The sequence below is a fragment of the Rhodococcus sp. IEGM 1372 genome, assembly GCF_030056835.1.
Classification (GTDB): domain Bacteria; phylum Actinomycetota; class Actinomycetes; order Mycobacteriales; family Mycobacteriaceae; genus Rhodococcoides.
Window position 1 is genome coordinate 1 of sequence record NZ_JASHKS010000017.1, and the last position, 19052, is coordinate 19052.

Annotated in this window: 14 protein-coding genes; 9 read left to right on the forward strand and 5 right to left on the reverse strand. The window is 64.3% G+C overall.

Annotation, left to right across the window (positions count from 1 at the left end):
• Positions 1-391 precede the first annotated feature (391 nt).
• From QM590_RS15060 to QM590_RS15070, 3 genes are read right to left on the reverse strand one after another with little or no spacing between them, the layout of a single operon-like run.
• Positions 392-853: a hypothetical protein gene (locus tag QM590_RS15060; RefSeq protein WP_269595534.1), complete on the reverse strand. Its 462-nt coding sequence runs from the start codon at positions 851-853 to the stop codon at positions 392-394.
• A gap of 36 nt (positions 854-889) precedes the next feature.
• On the reverse strand, positions 890-1804 hold the full coding sequence (locus tag QM590_RS15065) for an alpha/beta hydrolase family protein (protein WP_269595535.1): 915 nt from the start codon (positions 1802-1804) through the stop codon (positions 890-892).
• Positions 1801-2811, reverse strand: coding sequence for a PHP domain-containing protein (locus QM590_RS15070; protein WP_269595536.1), 1011 nt, complete (start codon positions 2809-2811; stop codon positions 1801-1803). The genes QM590_RS15065 and QM590_RS15070 overlap by 4 nt, the downstream gene beginning before the upstream one ends.
• A 120-nt stretch (positions 2812-2931) precedes the next feature.
• Here QM590_RS15070 and QM590_RS15075 point away from each other — a divergent pair, with 120 nt between their 5' ends.
• Positions 2932-3621, forward strand: coding sequence for a YceI family protein (locus QM590_RS15075; RefSeq protein ID WP_094611979.1), 690 nt, complete (start codon positions 2932-2934; stop codon positions 3619-3621).
• On the opposite strand, the gene QM590_RS15080 is transcribed toward QM590_RS15075, so the two are convergent.
• Positions 3602-4507, reverse strand: coding sequence for a sterol desaturase family protein (locus tag QM590_RS15080; RefSeq protein WP_094611980.1), 906 nt, complete (start codon positions 4505-4507; stop codon positions 3602-3604). The genes QM590_RS15075 and QM590_RS15080 overlap by 20 nt on opposite strands.
• A gap of 105 nt (positions 4508-4612) precedes the next feature.
• Here QM590_RS15080 and QM590_RS15085 point away from each other — a divergent pair, with 105 nt between their 5' ends.
• The 7 genes from QM590_RS15085 to tgt all read left to right on the forward strand — a co-directional run bounded on the left by QM590_RS15085 (position 4613) and on the right by tgt (position 13854).
• A complete protein-coding gene (locus QM590_RS15085; protein ID WP_256978798.1) occupies positions 4613-5248 on the forward strand; it encodes an SOUL family heme-binding protein in 636 nt (211 codons plus the stop codon).
• 60 nt (positions 5249-5308) lie between these two features.
• Entirely contained in the window at positions 5309-5767 is a 459-nt protein-coding gene (locus QM590_RS15090; protein WP_269595537.1) for an RrF2 family transcriptional regulator, read from the forward strand.
• Between the two features lie 86 nt (positions 5768-5853).
• Positions 5854-6504, forward strand: coding sequence for an acyl-CoA-like ligand-binding transcription factor (locus QM590_RS15095; RefSeq protein WP_411741350.1), 651 nt, complete (start codon positions 5854-5856; stop codon positions 6502-6504).
• A 2-nt stretch (positions 6505-6506) separates the two neighbouring features.
• Positions 6507-8795: an MMPL family transporter gene (locus QM590_RS15100; protein ID WP_269595539.1), complete on the forward strand. Its 2289-nt coding sequence runs from the start codon at positions 6507-6509 to the stop codon at positions 8793-8795.
• Positions 8796-8887: 92 nt separating this feature from the next.
• The gene (locus QM590_RS15105) at positions 8888-10618 is read left to right on the forward strand and encodes an ABC transporter ATP-binding protein (protein WP_269595540.1); all 1731 of its coding nucleotides are present in this window, start codon (positions 8888-8890) and stop codon (positions 10616-10618) included.
• An 8-nt stretch (positions 10619-10626) separates the two neighbouring features.
• Positions 10627-12567 carry an ABC transporter ATP-binding protein gene (locus QM590_RS15110; RefSeq protein ID WP_269595589.1) on the forward strand — a complete coding sequence of 647 codons (1941 nt, stop codon included), beginning with the start codon at positions 10627-10629 and terminating at the stop codon, positions 12565-12567.
• A gap of 48 nt (positions 12568-12615) precedes the next feature.
• On the forward strand, positions 12616-13854 hold the full coding sequence (gene tgt / locus QM590_RS15115; protein ID WP_269595541.1) for a tRNA guanosine(34) transglycosylase Tgt: 1239 nt from the start codon (positions 12616-12618) through the stop codon (positions 13852-13854).
• On the opposite strand, the gene QM590_RS15120 is transcribed toward tgt, so the two are convergent.
• Complete coding sequence (locus tag QM590_RS15120) at positions 13808-14494, reverse strand: pyridoxamine 5'-phosphate oxidase family protein (RefSeq protein WP_269595542.1); 687 nt, start codon at positions 14492-14494, stop codon at positions 13808-13810. The two genes, tgt and QM590_RS15120, sit on opposite strands and share 47 nt — an antisense overlap.
• Before the next feature lie 157 nt (positions 14495-14651).
• Between QM590_RS15120 and QM590_RS15125 the strand changes: the two genes are divergently transcribed.
• Positions 14652-19022 (forward strand): non-ribosomal peptide synthetase, encoded by a 4371-nt coding sequence (locus QM590_RS15125; protein ID WP_269595543.1) that lies wholly within the window; start codon positions 14652-14654, stop codon positions 19020-19022.
• Positions 19023-19052 lie beyond the last annotated feature (30 nt).

Consider the following 19052-nt stretch of genomic DNA (forward strand, 5'->3'; position numbering starts at 1 on the left):
GAACGGAAACTAACCGACGCCAAGGTCGGATCCACCGTTAATCTGACACTCCCCGCGCGTTCGGATTCGCTATCGATTCGGGTCTATTTCGCGCGCACTTGGCGAACGCGCGCGCATTTGCGGGATCACGGGGGTGGGGTGCGGCGAGGGCGAGGGCGAGGTCGGCGGAGGGGCTAGGGGTGAGCGAGGGCGACGGTGCGGCTCTGGCGGCTGGGTTCGTCGCAAATGCGTGCGCATTCGTCAGACGCGTTCGGATTCGCTATCGATTCGGGTCTATTTCGCGCGCACCTGGCGAACGCGCGCGCGTTTGCGGGATCACGGGGGTGGGCCTGGGCGGGGTGAGCGGGCCAAGGGGAGCGGGGCAGAACCGAACCCCACGCGACTCAGACGCTCAGCATTGTCCCGCCCCCGCGGCGTCGAGTCCCCGCAGAATTTCGTTCTGATCGCCGGGCGGGACGTCGTTCCAGCTGGGCGCGGTGGTCATTTCGGTGCGCAGACCCTCGACCGACTTGGCGCGATCGGAGATTCCGGTCTGCTCCAGCGCGTCGATGGACGGCAGAAACTGGGTGCAGGTTTGCTGGTAGAGCGCTTCACCGGTGACGCCGGAGGTCGCGTCGGTCGGAGTTGCAGGCTCGGCAGCAGGCGGTACCTCGGACACAGGCGCAGGAGCGGGCGCGGGCGCAGGTGATTCGACCGTGGTGCTGGTCGGGACCGTGGTGGAGGCGACAGCAGACGTGGTCGTAGCAGCGGCGGAAGTGCTCGACGCTTCCTCGGTCGACGCCTCGTTGCCGCATCCGGCCACCGAGACGGCCACGATCAGCCCGAGCAATCCGGTCGCGATTTTTCCGTTCATCGCAACTGTGTACCACCTACGGCAGAACCGCCGACGTCAAAGCAGGGTCTGCGCACGTCCGGTGATGGTGCTCAGCGCCGTCGACCAGGCGAGGTCTTTCGGGTCGAGGAACGCTCCGTGGCCGGCACCGGGCAGCACGACGAGCTCGGGATCGGTACTGCCTGCCTTCGTGGCGGCGTCGACGTAGACGCGGCTCTGGTTCACCGAGACGGTTTGATCGGCGTCACCGTGCAGCGCGGTCAGTGGAACGTCGAGGGGGAGGTATTCGATGGGTGAGGCGATCTTGTAGCGTCCGGGCACCTCGTTCGGCATGCCGCCGAGGAAGGCAGGCACGAACTTGTCGCCGCCGATGTCGGCTGCCCGCTTCATGTCGAAGACGCCGGCCATGATTGTGGCGCTGCGGGGCTTGATCTTCGGTTCTGCTCCGGGCGCATCGACCGGCATCAGGTGTCGAGCAGCAACCCATGCGGCGAGTTGGCCACCGGCCGAATGTCCGGCGACGTGGACGCGATCGAGATCGAGTCGCCCGTCTGCTGCGCCCTGTACGACGGTTGCCAGGGCCTCGGTGGCGTCGTCGACGTCGGAGAGGGTGTTGGCCCAGTTGTTCGGGCCACGTCGGTACTCGACGTTCCACACGGCGATGCCCTCGTCGGCGATGGCCGTCGACATCTGCTGGAAGTAGGACAGGTCGAGGTCTTCCTGCCATCCGCCGCCGTGAATCATCACCACCACCGGGAGCGAGGTGGCGTTGTTGTCGGGGAGGTACAGGTCGCCGATGTTGTCCGGTTCGTATCCGTACTTCAGTCGGATGGGATCCCCGGCCGGACCCGATACCGGTTGCAGCGCAGCCGAATACGTCTCGGCGGTACTCGGTGAGGAGTCGGTGTCGGCCGAACTGCAGCCGACCAACGCGACCGTCAGCAGACCGGATAGGAAATGACGACGATTCACGCGCGCTGCGCCGTCCACTCGAGCAGTTCGGTGAGGGGCCAGGTGTTGATCACGCGCTCGGCAGGCACACCCTGCGCTTCGGCGCGGATGCAGCCGTAGCCCTGCCAGTCGAGCTGGCCTGGTGCGTGGGCGTCGGTGTCGATGGAGAACAGGCAGTCGCGCTCGAGGGCGATGTCGATCAGTCGCTCGGGGGGATCCTGGCGCTCGGGTCTGGCATTGATCTCCACCGCGGTGCCGAACTGGCGGCAGCCCTCGAACACCACGGGGGCGTCGAACGTCGATTCGGGTCGGGTGCCGCGGCCACCTTCGACGAGCCGTCCGGTGCAGTGGCCGAGGACGTCGACATGCGGGTTGGCGATTGCGGTGACCATGCGCTTGGTCATCGTCTTGGAGTCGGCTCGCAGGTTGGAGTGCACGCTCGCCACCACCACGTCCAGCTCGGCGAGCAGACCCTCGTCCTGGTCGAGGGATCCGTCGTCGAGAATGTCGACTTCGATTCCGGTGAGGATGCGGAACGGTGCGAGCCGCTCGTTGAGCTCGGCGATCACGTCGAGCTGTGCGCGCAGGCGCTCGGCGGTGAGGCCGTTGGCGACCTTGAGGCGCGGGGAATGATCGGTGAGAGCGCAGTATTCGTGGCCGAGCCGCGCGGCGGTGCGCATCATCTCCTCGATGGGGCTGCCGCCGTCGGACCAGTTGGAATGGGTGTGCAGATCGCCCTTCAGCGCGGCGCGAAGTTCGTTGTCGCCGATGGGTTCTGCTGCGTCTCGTCGCTCGCGGAGATAGTCCGGGACGTCCTGAGTCAGAGCCTGGCGAATGATCAGCGAGGTCTTGGCTCCGATACCGGTCAGCGAGGACCAGCTGTCTGCCTTCTCGTGCTCGGATCGTTGTGCGGGCGTGAGAGATTCGACGACATCTGCGGCCCGGCGGTAGGCCTTGACGCGATGGGTGTCCGCGCGAGAGCGTTCGAGCCAGAAACCGATCTCTCGAAGTGCGTCCACCGGATCCATGCGGTCCATTGTGCCTGGCGGTACCGACACGTGTTCACGGGGTAAACGGACAAAACTCTCAGGGAGTTACCAGGTCGCTCACTCCCCATCGGCTTGAAGCTGCAACTACCATCGGCAGTCATGACCAAGAAATGGTGGATCGTAGGAGTAGTTGTCGTCGCCGTGGTGGCGCTCGGGCTGTACTTCGGCCCCAAGATCTATGCATCGCTGCAAGAAGACGACGCCCCGGCAGCATCGGTGTCCACCTCGGGCGCGCAAGCCGCCAGCACCGAGAGCATCGATGGACGGTGGATCGTCACCCCAGGTGACGCTGCGAACGCGACCGCCGCGGGCTACACCGTCGACGAGCTGCTCAACGGGTCCGATGTCACCGTCGTCGGGTCGACGACCGAGGTCGCGGGCAACGTCGTCATCGCCGACGACACCCTCACCGAGGGGCAGGTGGTCGTCATGACCAACTCGATCAGTACCGACAGTGATCGTCGTGACAGCCAGTTCCGCGGCAACATCTTCGACACCGCCACCTACCCGACGGCGACGTTCAACATCGACTCGCCCATCGATCTGTCCTCGCTGCCCAAGGACGGCACCACCGAAACCGTCACCGCCGAGGGCACTTTGACGCTCAAGGATCAGACGCGTCCGGTCTCGGTGGAGATGGAGGTGCTGCAGTCCGGTGACACGCTCATCGCGTCGGGCGCAATTCCCACCACGTGGACCGATTACGGCATCGAACCGCCGTCGCTCGGCTTCGTCACTGTCGAGGGCTCGGGAACCGTCGACTTCCTGATCAATCTGAGTCAGCAGTAGCGCGTTCTCTCGCGGTCGCAGGCGACCATCCCGGCGGTCCGACGAGATATCCGACGCGTTCCTTCCACGACCGCGATGCCGCAACGTCCCGCGCGATGTTGCGGTATTCGTGTGTCTGGAGGGTCCAGATGTTGAACGTGTCGACAGGCTTGGTGAGTCCGTAGTTGGGTCGCTCGACCTCCTCGGCGTACGTGCCGAACAGGCGGTCCCAGATGATGAGGATGCCGCCGTAGTTCTTGTCCAGATACTGCGGATCGCGGCCGTGATGGACGCGGTGATGCGAGGGCGTGTTGAAGACGAACTCGAACGGACGCGGCAGTCGGTCGATGCGCTCGGTGTGCACCCAGAACTGGTAGACGAGGTTGATCGAGAAGCCGACGAACACCATCCACGGCGGCATGCCGAGCAGGGGGAGCGGTAGCCACATGATGACCTCGCCGCTGTTGTTCCACTTCTGTCGCAGCGCCGCCGCGAAGTTGAAGTATTCGCTCGAATGATGGGCCTGATGCGTCGCCCAGATCAGTCGGGTTCGATGCGCGATGCGGTGATAGCCGTAGAACAGCAGGTCGACGCCCAGGATCAGGATCACCCACGTGTACCAGGCGTCGGCCGGAAGATGCCACGGCGCGACGTAGACGTAGATCGCCGTGTAGCCGACCAGCGCCAACGCCTTCCAGGCCGTTGTGGTCGCGATGGACACCAGTCCCATGCTCAGGCTCGAGCGCGCATCCCGAGCCGAATAGCTACCCCGCTCACCGTCTTCGAGCTTCGCGGCCGCAATCCACTCGATCGCCAACAGCAGTGCGAACGCGGGAATGGCCAGCGCGACGGGATCGCGCAGCGGTTCGGGCAGTGCATTCCACGCCGAACCGATCCACTCGCTCATCGAACCTCCCGCGTGACAATTAGAGGTTGAGTGTAACGCTTCCTGGCCGGTTTCCCCACGGCTCGTACCGTGGAAGGGGCATCGGCCGAAAGAGCGGAGTCGAACTTGTTGCAGAAAATCGCGTTCACGATCGGACAGGTGGTCGAGTCGGCGTTGGGTGTCGTCGGTATCCGAGTCGGTACCGAGGAACCGCCGCACACGAGCCGTCGACTGACCGATGCGGTGGAGATCCGTCGTTACGAACCACGCATCGCGGCGCAGACCATCGTCGACGCCGATGAGGAAGAGGCACGGCAGGAGGGTTTCCGCCGCCTGGCTCGATACATCTTCGGTGGGAACGGGGGCAAGAAACGGGTCGCGATGACCGCTCCCGTCAGTCAATCACCGGCAGGGTCGCAGAAGATCGCCATGACTGCGCCGGTATCGAGTACACCCGGCAGCGACGGGTGGGTTGTTCGGTTCTTCATGCCGTCCGAGTGGACGATGGACACGCTGCCCGAGTCCGACGACGACCGCGTGACGTTGACGGAGGTTCCGGCGGAGACGGTCGCCGTACTGCGTTTCAGCGGTGGCCGCGGCCGAGGCGACGTCCAACCGCAGATCGCGGCGTTGACCGATGCGTTGCGTGCCGAGGGCATCGAGATGCTGGGTGAGCCGATGACCTGGTTCTACGATCCTCCCTGGACCTTGCCGCCGTTGCGTCGTAACGAGGTGGTCGTGGCGATACCGGACGGTTCATGACACGTCGGGGTGGTCAGGTGAACACTCGCTATTTCCCTACTGCGATGGTAGGAATTGAACGTGCACATCACGGCCAAGGCGGACTATGCGGTTCGCACGCTTGTCGAACTCGCGGCGGTCGGTGGGCAGCGGCCCGCGAAGGCCGAGGCGCTGGCCTTGGCGCAGGGCATACCGCACAAGTTTCTCGAATCGGTGCTCTCGGATCTGCGTCGCGCAGATCTCGTGTGCAGTAGACGGGGACCCGACGGCGGCTACTGGCTCGCGCGTGAGGCGTCGGACATTTCTGTTGCCGATGTGATGAGGGCCGTCGAGGGCCCGTTGGCGTCGGTGCGCGGTCAGCGGCCCGAGGATGCGGAGTACGCAGGCCCGGCCGAGCCACTGACCCGGGTGTGGCTGGCGGTGCGCGCCAATCTGCGTGCGGTGCTCGAGGCGGTGTCTCTGGCCGACATCGTCGAGGACGATTTACCGGACCTCGTGAACGTGCTGATCAGCGAACCGACCGCCTGGGCTCGACGATGATCCGGGACACATGAGCAGTCCTGTGTGACGCGATCGACAATATTGCACGTCACTGCAAACTTGCAGATGGGTGCAAGTTCCGTATCTTGGTAATCGTGACCTCTCCGACGGGCCTTCGCGATCTCAAGAAGGCTGCCACCCGCGACGCGCTCGGCCTGGCCGCCGTTCGTCTGGGCAAGGAGCACGGTTTCGACGCGGTCACCGCCGACGGCATCGCGCACGAGGCGGGAGTGTCCACCCGCACGTTCCACAACTACTTCTCCAACAAGGAAGAAGCGGTTCTGCACCACATCGAGGTCTCCGCACTCGAATGGTTCGAGCTGCTGCGTGCCAGGCCGTCGACCGAACCGATCTGGGACTCGTTGCGGCACATAGCAATCAACTTGGTCGCCGATCCCGGACGGGACCTGGAGGACACCTTCGCGGCGGCCCGGCTCATCGAAGCCAACCCCGCACTGATGGCCCGGAAACTCGAAATGCACCACTCGCTGACCCGCAAGCTCGGCGAGGCCATCGCCGAGCGAACCGGCACCGACATCGACACCGACCTGTACCCCAACCTCCTGCAAATGGCCGTCGGTGGTGCCGTGACCTCCGCGCTGAACATCTGGATCACCGACCCAGCAGGTGCGTCGACGCCCAAGGCCCTCATCGAAGAAGCCTTCGACCAACTCCGCGCTGGACTCCCTGAACCACATCCCCACCCCGACTCGTCCGAACACAACCGAGGAGCTTGACAGTGGCCACCTATCTCTACCGAATCGGAAGATTCGCGTACCGACGCAAGGGCATCGTCCTCGGACTGTGGCTGGCGATTCTGGTTCTCGCCGGAGTGGGTGCCGCGACGCTGTCCGGCCCCACCGCCAACTCGTTCAACATTCCGGGCACACCGGCGCAGGCTGCGTTGGACCTGCAGGAGCAGCGCTTCGGCAACGCCGAGGATCCCCTGACCGCCGTCAATGCCGAGTATGTGTTCCAGGCACCGGACGGGCAGACGCTCGACACCCCGCAGTACACCTCGGCCATCGATGCCACCATCGCCGAGATCGAGAAGGTGGATGCGGCAAAGCCCGCGGAAGGTGCTCCGCCGCTGGCGAACCCGGTCGCTGCAAACCAGTCCACGATCGAGCGATACACCGAGGCGGCAGCGGAAGCGGGTACCCCCGCCGACGAGGTAGCAGCCGACGCCGCAGCCACATCGCCGTTGAGCCCCAACGGCAACGTCGGAACGGTCACCGTGCCGATCAACGTCGAGCTCGGCGACGTCACCGACCAGATCCGCACCGAACTCGACGAGGCAGCACAGCCCGCGCGAGACGCCGGATTGACCGTCTTGCTCGGCGGAACCGTCGCGCAGGACACCGCCCCGCCCGGCGGTACGTCGGAACTCGTCGGTCTGGCCGTCGCCGCCGTCGTGCTGCTCATCATGTTCGGATCCGCCGCGGCCGCCAGCCTGCCTCTCATCACCGCCATCGTCGGTATCGGCATCTCGAGTCTCGCGATCACCACGGCATCCGGTTTCGCCAGCTTGTCGACGTTCACACCGGTGCTCGCCATCATGATCGGCCTTGCCGTCGCGATCGACTACTCCCTGTTCATTCTGGCTCGCTATCGACACGAGTTGACGCTGACGGACGACCGTGAGGAAGCCGTCGGCCGGTCGGTGGGAACCGCAGGCTCGGCCGTCGTGTTCGCCGGTGCCACCGTGCTGATCGCACTCGTTGCGTTGCGCGTCGTCGGAATCCCGTTCTTGTCGCAGATGGGTCTGGCCGCCGGGTTCGCAGTGTTCATCGCGGTACTGATCGCGCTGACGTTCCTGCCCGCCATGCTCGGTCTGTACAAGGGCAAGGCCTTCGCGGGCAAGATCAAGTTCGTCAACACTGCCGACCCGGAATCTCCCGACGCCAAGCCCACCAACGGACTTCGGTGGGCCAGGTTCCTGGTCAAGCGGCCCGCGGTGGGACTCATCGGCGGCATCGTTCTGCTCGGCGTCATCGCAGGCCCCGCCACCGGTCTGTCGCTGGCCCTGCCGTCCATCGCCACGTCCGATCCGTCGACGCCGGCGCGTCAGGCCTACGACATCGTCGACGAAGGGTTCGGCCCCGGACGCAACGGTCCGCTGTTGGTCATCGCCGACGCCTCCAGCGTCGCCGAGGCCGATCGGACGGCGTCGTTCGGCAAAGTGGTCGAGACCATCACCGAGCAGTCCGATGTCACGAATGCCCAGATCGTCGCCGTCAACCCGGCCGGTGACACCGCGCAGATCCTCGTCACGCCGTCGTCCTCGCCGAATAGTGAGCAGACCAAGGATCTGGTGGCGAATCTGCGCGACGCCGAACCGGGCGTGCAGGCCAGTGACGGTGTCTCCTACGGCGTCACCGGGCAGACGGCGCTCGAGCTCGACGTCTCCGAACGCCTGCAGGACGCGCTCGTTCCGTACCTGGCAGTGGTGGTCGGTCTGGCGTTCGTGCTGCTGATGCTGGTGTTCCGCTCCATCCTGGTGCCGCTGACCGCGACGCTCGGATTCCTGCTCAGCGTGCTCGCGACCTTCGGTGCCACGGTGTTCATCTTCCAAGAGGGCGGGCTCGGCCTGATCTCCAACCCGCAGCCGATCGTCAGCTTCATGCCGATCTTCCTCATCGGTGTGGTGTTCGGCCTCGCGATGGACTACCAGGTGTTCCTCGTGTCGAGAATGCGCGAGGAGTTCGTCCACGGAGCCGCCGCCAAGGATGCCGTCGTCAACGGCTTCAAGTACGGCGCACGCGTGGTCACCTCGGCCGCAGTCATCATGATCTCGGTGTTCGCGGCCTTCATCGCCGAACCGGACTCGTTCATCAAGTCCATCGGATTCGCGCTCGCCGCGGCCGTCTTCTTCGACGCGTTCGTCGTGCGCATGGTGCTGATCCCGTCGGTCATGGCGCTGATGGGCGACAAGGCCTGGTGGCTGCCGAAGTGGCTGGACAAGATCCTGCCCAACGTCGACATCGAAGGGGCCAAGTTGAAGACGGCTCCTGAGAAGAACAAGTAGTACTCACCCTGGGCTGGTCGGCCGAAGATTACCCGCAACACTCGAAAAACGGAGAGACTGTCATTCATGTGTACGAGTAATCTTCGGCCATCATGCTGATTCCGCTGCTTCGCACGTATCTGGCTCCGTACAAGCTGCCGATCGTCGCGTTGGTTCTGCTGCAACTCGTCGCCACGTTGGCGGCACTGTTCCTGCCCAGCCTCAATGCCGACATCATCGACAAGGGCGTCACCACCGGAGACACGGGCTACATCCTGTCGGCCGGTGGAGTGATGCTGCTGGTCTCGGCAGTGCAGATCATCAGCTCGGTAGCCGCGGTGTTCATCGGAGCGCGCACGGCCATGGGTGTCGGACGCGACCTGCGCGGTGCGATCCTGCATCGCGTCGGCACGTTCTCGGCCCGTGAGGTGGGCCAGTTCGGTGCGCCGTCGCTGATCACCCGCAACACCAACGACGTTCAGCAGGTGCAGTTGGTGATCGTCATGGGGTTCACCATCGTGGTGATGGCCCCGATCATGTGCGTCGGTGGCATCGTGATGTCGCTGCGCGAGGACCTCGGCCTGTCCTGGATCCTGTTGATCGCGGTGCCGGGGTTGGCGATCTCCATGGGCCTGATCATCGTCAAGATGGTGCCGGCCTTTCGTTCGATGCAGAAGCGCATCGATGCCGTCAATCGTGTTCTGCGTGAGCAGATCACCGGAATTCGCGTGGTGCGAGCGTTCGTTCGCGAGGATTTCGAGATCGACCGTTTCGGGGCGGCCAACAGCGCGCTCACCGACACCGCCCTGCGCGTCGGACGGCTCATGGCCCTGATGTTCCCGACGGTCATGCTCATCAGCAACGTCACCAGCGTTGCCGTCATCTGGTTCGGCGGTCATGCGATCGACGACGGCACGATGCAGATCGGCTCTCTCACAGCGCTTCTGAGCTACATCATGCTGATCCTCATGTCGGTGATGATGGCGTCTTTCATCGCGATGATGGTGCCCCGTGCGTCGGTGTGTGCCGATCGCATCAGCGAGGTACTCGCCACCGAATCCTCGGTCGTGTTGCCCGACAAACCGAAGACTTTCGCGTCCTCGCCGGGAACGGTCGAGCTCGTCAACGCCGAATTCTCGTTCCCCGGAGCCGAATATCCAGTGCTGTGTGGGGTGAACCTGCGGGCCGAAGCAGGCAAGGTCACCGCCATCATCGGCGGTACCGGCTCGGGAAAGTCCACCCTCGTCAACCTGATTCCGCGACTCATCGACGTCACCGGCGGTGAGGTACGCGTCGGCGGGGTCGATATCCGCGAACTCGATCTGGACCTGCTGCGCTCCGAGATCGGCCTGATTCCGCAGAAGCCATACCTGTTCTCGGGCACCATCGCGAGCAACCTGCGCTACGGCAAATCCGATGCCACCGACGAGGAATTGTGGGAGGCACTCGAGATCGCGCAGGGAGCCGACTTCGTTCGCGCCATGCCGGAGGGACTGGAAACACCCGTCGCGCAGGGCGGTACGACGGTATCCGGGGGTCAGCGGCAACGTCTCGCCATCGCCCGCGCGTTGGTCCGCAAACCCAGCATCTATCTGTTCGACGACTCGTTCTCCGCACTGGACCTCACCACCGACGCCAATCTGCGTGCGGCTCTGAAGGCAGTGACGCGAGATGCCTGCATGATCGTTGTCGCTCAACGCGTCTCGACCATCATCGACGCCGATCAGATACTCGTACTCGACGACGGAAAGCCGGTAGGTGTGGGTACCCACGACCAATTGATGGCCGATTGCCCCACCTACGCCGAGATCGTCGACTCGCAGCACGCCGTGGGTGCACTGTGACCGCGCAGGTGGAGAAGGCGGAAGAGGAAGACGCCGCCCCCGTCTCCAAGACTGTGAAGCCGGGAACCAAGGCCCGCAACTTCAAGGGCTCGTTCAAACGACTGATCGGCCTGCTCGCTCCCGAGCGAGTGTTCCTGTCGATCATGCTGGCGTTCGGTATCGCCAGCACCGTGCTGACCGTCGCCGCGCCCAGCGTCCTCGGACACGCGACGGACCTCATCTTCAACGGTGTCGTCGGCCGCGAGCTCGATCCGGGTCTGACCAGAGACCAGGCCATCGACCAGCTGCGCGCGGAGGGGAACGACTCCGTCGCAGATCTGGTGTCCGGGACGAACCTGACTCCCGGAGCCGGAATCGACTTCGGTGCGGTCGGAACCGTGCTGATGTGGGTCCTGGTTCTGTACGTGCTCTCTGCGGTGCTGGCCTGGGCGCAGGGATACATCCTCAACATCGCCCTGCAGCGTCGAATCCTGTTGCTGCGCGGCAGCGTCGAAGCGAAGGTGCATCGACTGCCGCTGAAGTACTTCGACAACAATGCTCGCGGCGAGACGCTGAGCCGCGTCACCAACGACATCGACAACGTCTCGACCAGCCTGCAGCAGACGCTGAGTCAGTTGATCACGGGCATTCTCACCGTGCTGGGGATCCTCGGCGTCATGATCTGGATCTCGCCGTTGCTCGCTCTCGTTGCGGTACTGACCATTCCGGCGTCGTTCGCGGTCACCGCCGTCATCGCCAAGCGCTCACAGCCGCACTTCGTCGCGCAGTGGAAGCACACCGGCAAGCTCAACGCGCAGATCGAAGAGACGTACACGGGCCACGAGATCGTCAAGGCCTTCGGCCGTCAGGCAGACGTGGAACGCGAATTCGGCGACCGCAACGAGAAGCTGTTCCAGTCGAGCTTCCGGGCGCAGTTCATCTCCGGCATGATCATGCCCGTCATCATGTTCCTCGGGAACATCAACTACGTGGTCATCGCCGTGGTCGGCGGGCTGCGGGTCGCGTCGGGCACACTCACTCTCGGTGAGGTGCAGGCGTTCATCCAGTACTCGCGTCAGTTCACGCAACCGCTCACGCAGGTGGGTTCGATGGTGAACCTGGTGCAGTCGGGTGTCGCGTCGGCCGAGCGCATCTTCGAGGTCCTCGACGCCGAGGAAGAAGACGCCGACCCGGCCGATGCGGTGCGGCCCACCGAGCGCCGAGGACGCGTCGAATTCGAGGACGTCTCGTTCGGCTACTCTCCCGACCGACCACTCATCGAGAACCTCTCGTTGGTGGCCGATCCCGGGCATCTGGTCGCGATAGTCGGACCGACCGGCGCGGGCAAGACCACCCTGGTGAACCTCATCATGCGGTTCTACGAGATCGATTCCGGCCGAATCACCCTCGACGGCGTCGACACCCGCAAGATGACCCGCGAGGAACTGCGCGCCCGCACCGGAATGGTGCTTCAGGACACCTGGCTGTTCGGCGGAACCATTCGCGACAACATCGCCTACGGCGACCCGGGTGCCAGCGAGGAAGAAATCCTCGAGGCCGCGCGAGTGAGCTACGTAGACCGCTTCGTCCACTCGTTGCCCGACGGCTACGACACGATCATCGACGAGGAGGGCAACAACGTCAGCGCCGGTGAGAAGCAGCTCATCACGATCGCCCGCGCCTTCCTGGCCAAGCCGCTGATCCTCATCCTCGACGAGGCCACCAGCTCGGTCGACACCCGTACCGAACTGCTGGTGCAGAAGGCCACCGCGAAGCTGCGCACCGATCGCACCAGCTTCGTTATCGCACACAGGCTTTCGACCATCCGCGACGCGGACACCATCGTGGTGATGGAGAACGGCAGCATCGTCGAACAGGGCAATCACGAGGAACTGCTCGCGGCCAAGGGTGCCTACTTCCGCCTGAATGCGGCTGGAGCGGCTCCGCCGCAGGTGCACGGAAACTCGTAGCCTGCTACGAGTTTCCGCTCACAAGCGGCGAAGCGGCATACTGACGCGGTGAGTTCCTCCAGTTTCGGCTTCGATATCGGCACCCGGCTCGACGGTGAGTTGGGCCGTACCGGCACCATCCACACCCCGCACGGTGACATCGCCACCCCCGCGTTCATCGCGGTGGGGACCAAGGCAACCGTCAAAGCGGTGCTGCCGGAGGCGATGAAGGAACTCGGCGCGCAGGCGGTGCTCGCCAACGCGTACCACCTGTATCTGCAGCCGGGCTCGGACATCGTCGACGAGGCGGGTGGACTGGGCAAGTTCATGAACTGGGACGGGCCGACGTTCACCGACAGCGGCGGATTTCAGGTGATGTCGCTCGGCGTCGGGTTCAAGAAGGTCATCTCGATGGATGCCACGCGCGTGCAGTCCGACGACGTCATCGCCGAGGGCAAGGAACGTCTCGCGCACGTCGACGACGACGGGGTGACGTTCAAGTCCCACCTCGACGGCTCCAAGCATCGGTTCACTCCCGAGGTGTCGATGCAGATTCAGCATCGCCTCGGAGCAGACATCATGTTCGCGTTCGACGAGCTGACCACGCTGATGAATACCCGCGGCTACCAGGAGAAGTCGGTCGATCGGACGCAGGCGTGGGCAAATCGATGCGTCCTCGAGCACGAACGGCTGACGGTCGAGCGCGCCGACAAGCCGTATCAAGCGCTGTTCGGGGTGGTGCAGGGCGCGCAGTACGAGGATCTGCGACGCAAGGCCGCACACGATCTCGAGACCATCACCGGCGAGACGGGTCGCGGCTTCGACGGCTACGGCATCGGCGGCGCACTCGAGAAGCAGAACCTGGGCACCATCACTCGGTGGGTGAACGAGGAACTGCCCGAACACAAGCCGCGGCACATGCTCGGCATCAGCGAGCCGGACGACTTCTTCACCGCCATCGAGAACGGTGCCGACACGTTCGACTGCGTCAATCCCTCACGCGTGGCTCGCAATGCGGCGATCTACGTGCCGACGGGACGCTTCAACATCAACACCGCCAAGCATCGTCGCGACTTCACCCCGATCGACGAGAACTGCGACTGCTACACCTGCGCGCACTACACCCGCGCGTACATCCATCACCTGTTCAAGGCCAAGGAGATGCTCGCCTCGACGCTGTGCACTATCCACAACGAGCGCTTCACGGTCAAACTCGTCGACGACATTCGCGCCTCCATCGATAAGGGACGCTTCATCGAATTCAAGACGGAGTTCCTGGGTCGCTTCTATGCGTCGAAGACTGCGTGAGCTGATCTTCGAGCTCCGAAATGCGCTGTAGCAGTTCCTGTTCCCGCTCGCCGGCTTTGCGCTGGTAGACCTCGGAGAGCTCCGCGAGGTAGGCCGCGTCGTAGCGGGGGATGATGCTGCGGGTGCAGTTCCAGTCGAATGCCTCGACGTCGATGACGACGCTGCGTTCGCACGTGGCGGCGACGGTCATGTCGCCGATCTTTTTCAGCCGGTCCAGCAGTTCGGGGTCGTCGGCCGCTTCGACGGTACGTGCCCGTCCGTAGAGCTTGAGGCGTTGGCGCAGAGGGTAATTCACCAGAAGCAGTGCGACGCGATCGTCGTGATCGAGATTGGCAGCCGTGACGTACTGGTGGTTACCGGCGAAATCGGCGAAACCCAGCGTGTGATCGTCGAGAACCTGCAGAAAGCCCTTCGGGCCACTTCGGTACTGGATGTAGGGCCACCCGGTCTCGGCGACGGTGGCGATCTGGAATTGATCGAGCGCGCGAATCATGGCCTTCTCGCGAGTGTCGAGAGGCGTCGGGCCGGCGTCGGGTCGCTCGGTCTGTGAGCCGTAGGCGGTGTAACTGCCGTCGACCTTCTGCCGCGCAATCGCAGCAGGACCGAACATCAAGTGGTGATAGTGGTTGCTCTGCGGCACGGGTGTCACCTTAGGACAGGCCTGGTGTTTCCCGCGTTCAGGCCGCTGCCTGACGCGCTCGGCACCGTCACTTCGGATCGGGGCGTACGGTAGTACTACCGACTGTGTAGTAGTAGCACGCCCTGGGGGGACCACCATGTTCGACGACGCCTTACCTGTGAGTTCGTCCCAGGCCGATATCTGGATTGCCCAACAATTCATGCCGGACGTCCCCTTCACCATTGCGTACTACGTCGACATCATCGGCGCCGTGCACCTCGACGCGCTGGTTGAAAGCGGTAGTCGGGCGCATCGAGAGTTCTCGTCGTCGACGATGCGCATCGTCGAGGTCGACGGCACCCCCATGCAGCGGTTCGAGCCTCGGGAGACCGACAGGGTGGAGATCCTCGATTTCCGCGAACACGACCGGCCGGCCGACGCGGCGACGCAGTGGATAAACGACGATTGCCGCACGCCCTTCTCGATGGACGGCCAGCTCGTGCGGTTGTGTGTCCTTCGCGTCGGGGACGATCGCGTGTTCTGGTACACCCGAGCCCACCACATCGCGCTCGACGGTTATGCCTCGATGAAGGTACTCGAGCGGGCGGCGGCCCTGTATGCCGCCGCGTCTGATGGCGTCGAGCCTGTGGCTGTCGACCCGACGACGCCGACCGCGCTTGTCGCCGAGGACGAGCGCTACCGCAACTCCGCCCGCGCACGACGCGATCGAGCGCACTGGCAGTCCGCCGATCTGGGTCACGCCGAGCCTCTCGGCCGAATCGTTCAACCTGCATCGGTGCCGATCGTCGTCGGCGAGGATCGATCGGTTTCTCCGACCGCTGCCGATCATGCGACGTCGACTGTGGTGATCGCGGCCTCCGCCGCGTACCTGGCGCGGATGAACGACACCGAGAACGTGGATCTGTCGTTGCCGGTCTCAGCGCGGCCGACGGCGATGTTGCGCCGGGCCGGGTCCTCGTTGTCGAACGTTGTGCCGCTGAGCCTGCCGGGCATCGGGTCTGCGACGGTGAACAACGTGATCAAGTCCACCGAGGTGGCGATCGGTGCCGTGCTCCGCCATCAGCGCAGCAGACCTCAGTTGTCCGAGAGTGGTAATGCGCTGAGCGCAGGGCTTTTCGGGCAAACGATCAACGTGATGATGTTCGCGAACACCGTGGCCATCGGCGACTTCGACGGCGAGATCAACATTCTGACGACGGGCCCGGTGTCCGACCTCGCCGTCAACATCTACCCCGGGCGAGGTGGAGCGCGTCCTCGCATCGACTTCGAGGCCAACCCTGCCGCCTACACACCGAGCGACCTGGCGCGCCACCATGCTCGATTCCTGCACTTTCTCGAGAGTTTCGCCGAATCCGGCTACGGCGATACCGCGATAGCAGACCTCGACCTGTTCCTGCCCGACGAACCGTGTACGACGCCCGCCTCGGTGGGCGCGACTGTGACCGAGCGTGGATCTCTGAACGACGTGTTCTCGACGGCAATCATGCAGCACCGCAATCGAATTGCGATCCAGGATGCGGAGGTGTCGGTCACCTACGCGGAGTTGGATACGAGAGTCGCCGCACTCGCATCCGCCTTGAGTGCGCGAGGAATCGGTAGCCAGGACCGGGTCGCCGTGCGCATCGGCCGATCCGTGGAGGGGATCGTCGCGTTCTGGGCCGTCGCACGAGTGGGTGCGGTGTACGTTCCGGTCGACCCGAATCACCCACGCGAGAGAGCGCAGTTCGTGGTGCGAAATAGCGGAGCGGTGTTGGGCCTGTGCGCCGGAGGCGACGATCTGGGCGAGGTGGAATGGCTGAACCTCGATGACGTTCTCGCGGAGGGAGGCCCGGGTGATGAACCCGCGCCGACGACACCGCACCACGCGGCGTTCGTCATCTACACCTCCGGCTCCACCGGGACTCCCAAAGGCGTCGTCGTCACTCACGGTGGCATCGCCGCTCTGGTGCAACAGATCAGGAGCAGCTACGACCTCGACGCCGAGTCGCGCGTCTGCCATCTCGCCTCTCCCGGGTTCGATACCGCTGTGGTCGAAGTGTTCGCCGCAGCAACCGCAGGCGCGGCAGTGGTGATCGCTCCGCCGGATAGCTATGGCGGCGCAGAACTGTCGGAAGTGATTGCTCGGCAGACGATTACACACCTGCTGATCACGCCCTCGGCGCTGGCCACGCTGGATCCCGCAGCCCTGTCGCGTGTCGGGACCATAATCATCGGCGGTGAATCGGCACCGCAGGACACCGTCGACCGATGGTCGGTGGGTCATCGGCTACTCAATGCCTACGGGCCCACCGAGACGACCTGCAGTGTCACGATGACCGAGCCACTGAACCCGGGCAGCGCGGACGGAATCGGTCGAGCCATGGTGGGGGCGGTGATTTACCTTCTCGATCGGGCGTTGCGGCCCGTTCCCTCGGGTGCAGTCGGCGAAATCTACATCGAAACGCGCGGCGTTGCGCGTGGATATCTCGGGCGCACCGCAGAAACAGCAGCCCGCTTCGTCGCGAATCCGTTCGGCAGCAGCGGTCTTCGGATGTTCCGCAGTGGAGATCGGGCGCGTCTGCGCGGAGATGGGACATTGGAGTTCCTTGGACGTACCGACGACCAGATCAAGATCCGCGGCAATCGCGTCGAACTCGGGGAGGTCGACGCGGCACTGCGATCGCATCCGGAGGTCGCTGCGGCGTCGTCGTCGTTGCACCGCAGCCGTTCCGGTGACCTTCGTATCGACGGGTACATCGTCCCGATGCGGCCGGGGGAACTCGTCGACACGACGCGAATCCGCAACGATCTCGTGGGGCGTCTGCCTGCCCATATGGTGCCGGCGACCATCTCGGTTCTCGACGAGATTCCGCTGACGATCAACCGGAAGATCGATCGCGGAGCGCTGCCGGCACCCGATCTGTCCATGGTGTCGACCGGGGACCGAACTGCGCCGTCCGGTGCAACCGAGGAGATGGTGGCGGCAGCCTTCTCGCGTGTACTCGACAGAGATGACATCGACTGCGCCACATCGTTCTTCGACCTCGGTGGTGACTCACTGGCCGCGACCAGGGTCGTCGCATCGATCCGGGCCGAGGCATCGGTGGACATCGGCGTACGAGACCTTGCGGTGGCTCCGTCCGTGCAGGCCTTCGCGGCACGGATCGATGCACGCCGTCGTGTCGGACTATGGCACAATTCGCGACCTGAACAAGGTATGTCGCAGGACGTGCTCGCAATTCCGCTGGCACCGCAGCAACGCCACATCGATCGCAGTGCAGCGCTACCGCTGTCCAATCTGCCGTTCACGGTGTCGATAACAGGGGAGTTCGATCCAGCGGCAGCCTCGCACGCGTTGACCGATCTGACCGAGCGACACAGCACGCTGCGGACGCGCTACCCGGATGTCGATGGGGCTCCAGTTCAGGTGATCGAGCAGGATTCTGCCGCCGTGGCACCGAACCTCGACGTGGTCGACTTCGATGACGCCGAGGTACTGCAGACCATGGAGCACCCTTTCGACGTGCGTACCCAATTCCCGATCCGTGCTCGCCTGTTCGCGGTAGCACCCGATCACCACGTGCTGGCGTGCGCCGTTCACCACATCGCAGCGGACGGGTGGTCTCTCGGGCTGCTGGCCTCGGATTTCGTACTGGCTTATCAGGCCAGGATGGCCGGCAGTGCACCGTCGTGGCCCGAATTGCCCTTGCAGTACGCCGATTACAGTGTCTGGGCCGCCGATCGGGATGTATCGGCCGACATCGAGTTCTGGCGCGCGGAACTCGCAGGTGTCCCCAGCGGCACAGAGTTGCCGTTGGACCGGCCACGTACACAGGAGTGGGACTTCTCCGGTGCGCGCACATCGCTTCGCTTCGATGCACCCGCCACGGAGAAAATCACCGAACTTGCCCAGCGTTGTGGGACAGGACGATTCAGCGTGCTGCGCGCAGCACTGCTGATTCTGCTCGCGGAGGTGACGGACTCCACCGATATCGTCGTCGGAACCCCGGTTGCCGGGCGCGACGATCCGAGGCTCGAGCAGCTGGTCGGTACCTTCACCAACACCGTCGCGATTCGGACGGACATCGCGTCCGCTACGACCGTCGAAGACGTGGTGCAGGCGGCCCGTGGGAGCGAGCTGCGCGCATTCGACCATGCATCGGTGCCGTTCGAGGATGTCGTCGCCGAACTCGCTCCTGACACGGCGGCCGGGCAGCACCCGATTTTCCAGGTCGCGCTGTCTCTGGATGTCTTCACCGCCGCAACCCTCGACCTGGGGGACACACGAGTCGAGATCACACCCCGACCGATCGACATCGCCAAATGCGACCTGCATCTGCACGTCACCGAACGGCGGGACGACCAAGGGAAGGCTATCGGTATCGACATCGATATCGTCTATCCCACAGCACTGTTCGACGCGAACACCGCTCTCGCGCTGGGACGGAGTCTCGAGCAGATCGTGTATGCGATGGTCGCCGATCCCGACGTGGCGTGGCGAACCCTGACGGAACTCGATCCATCCCTGCAACTACTACACAACGTGTAGCATGTGCTGTGCGTGAGGTGCACGCGACTT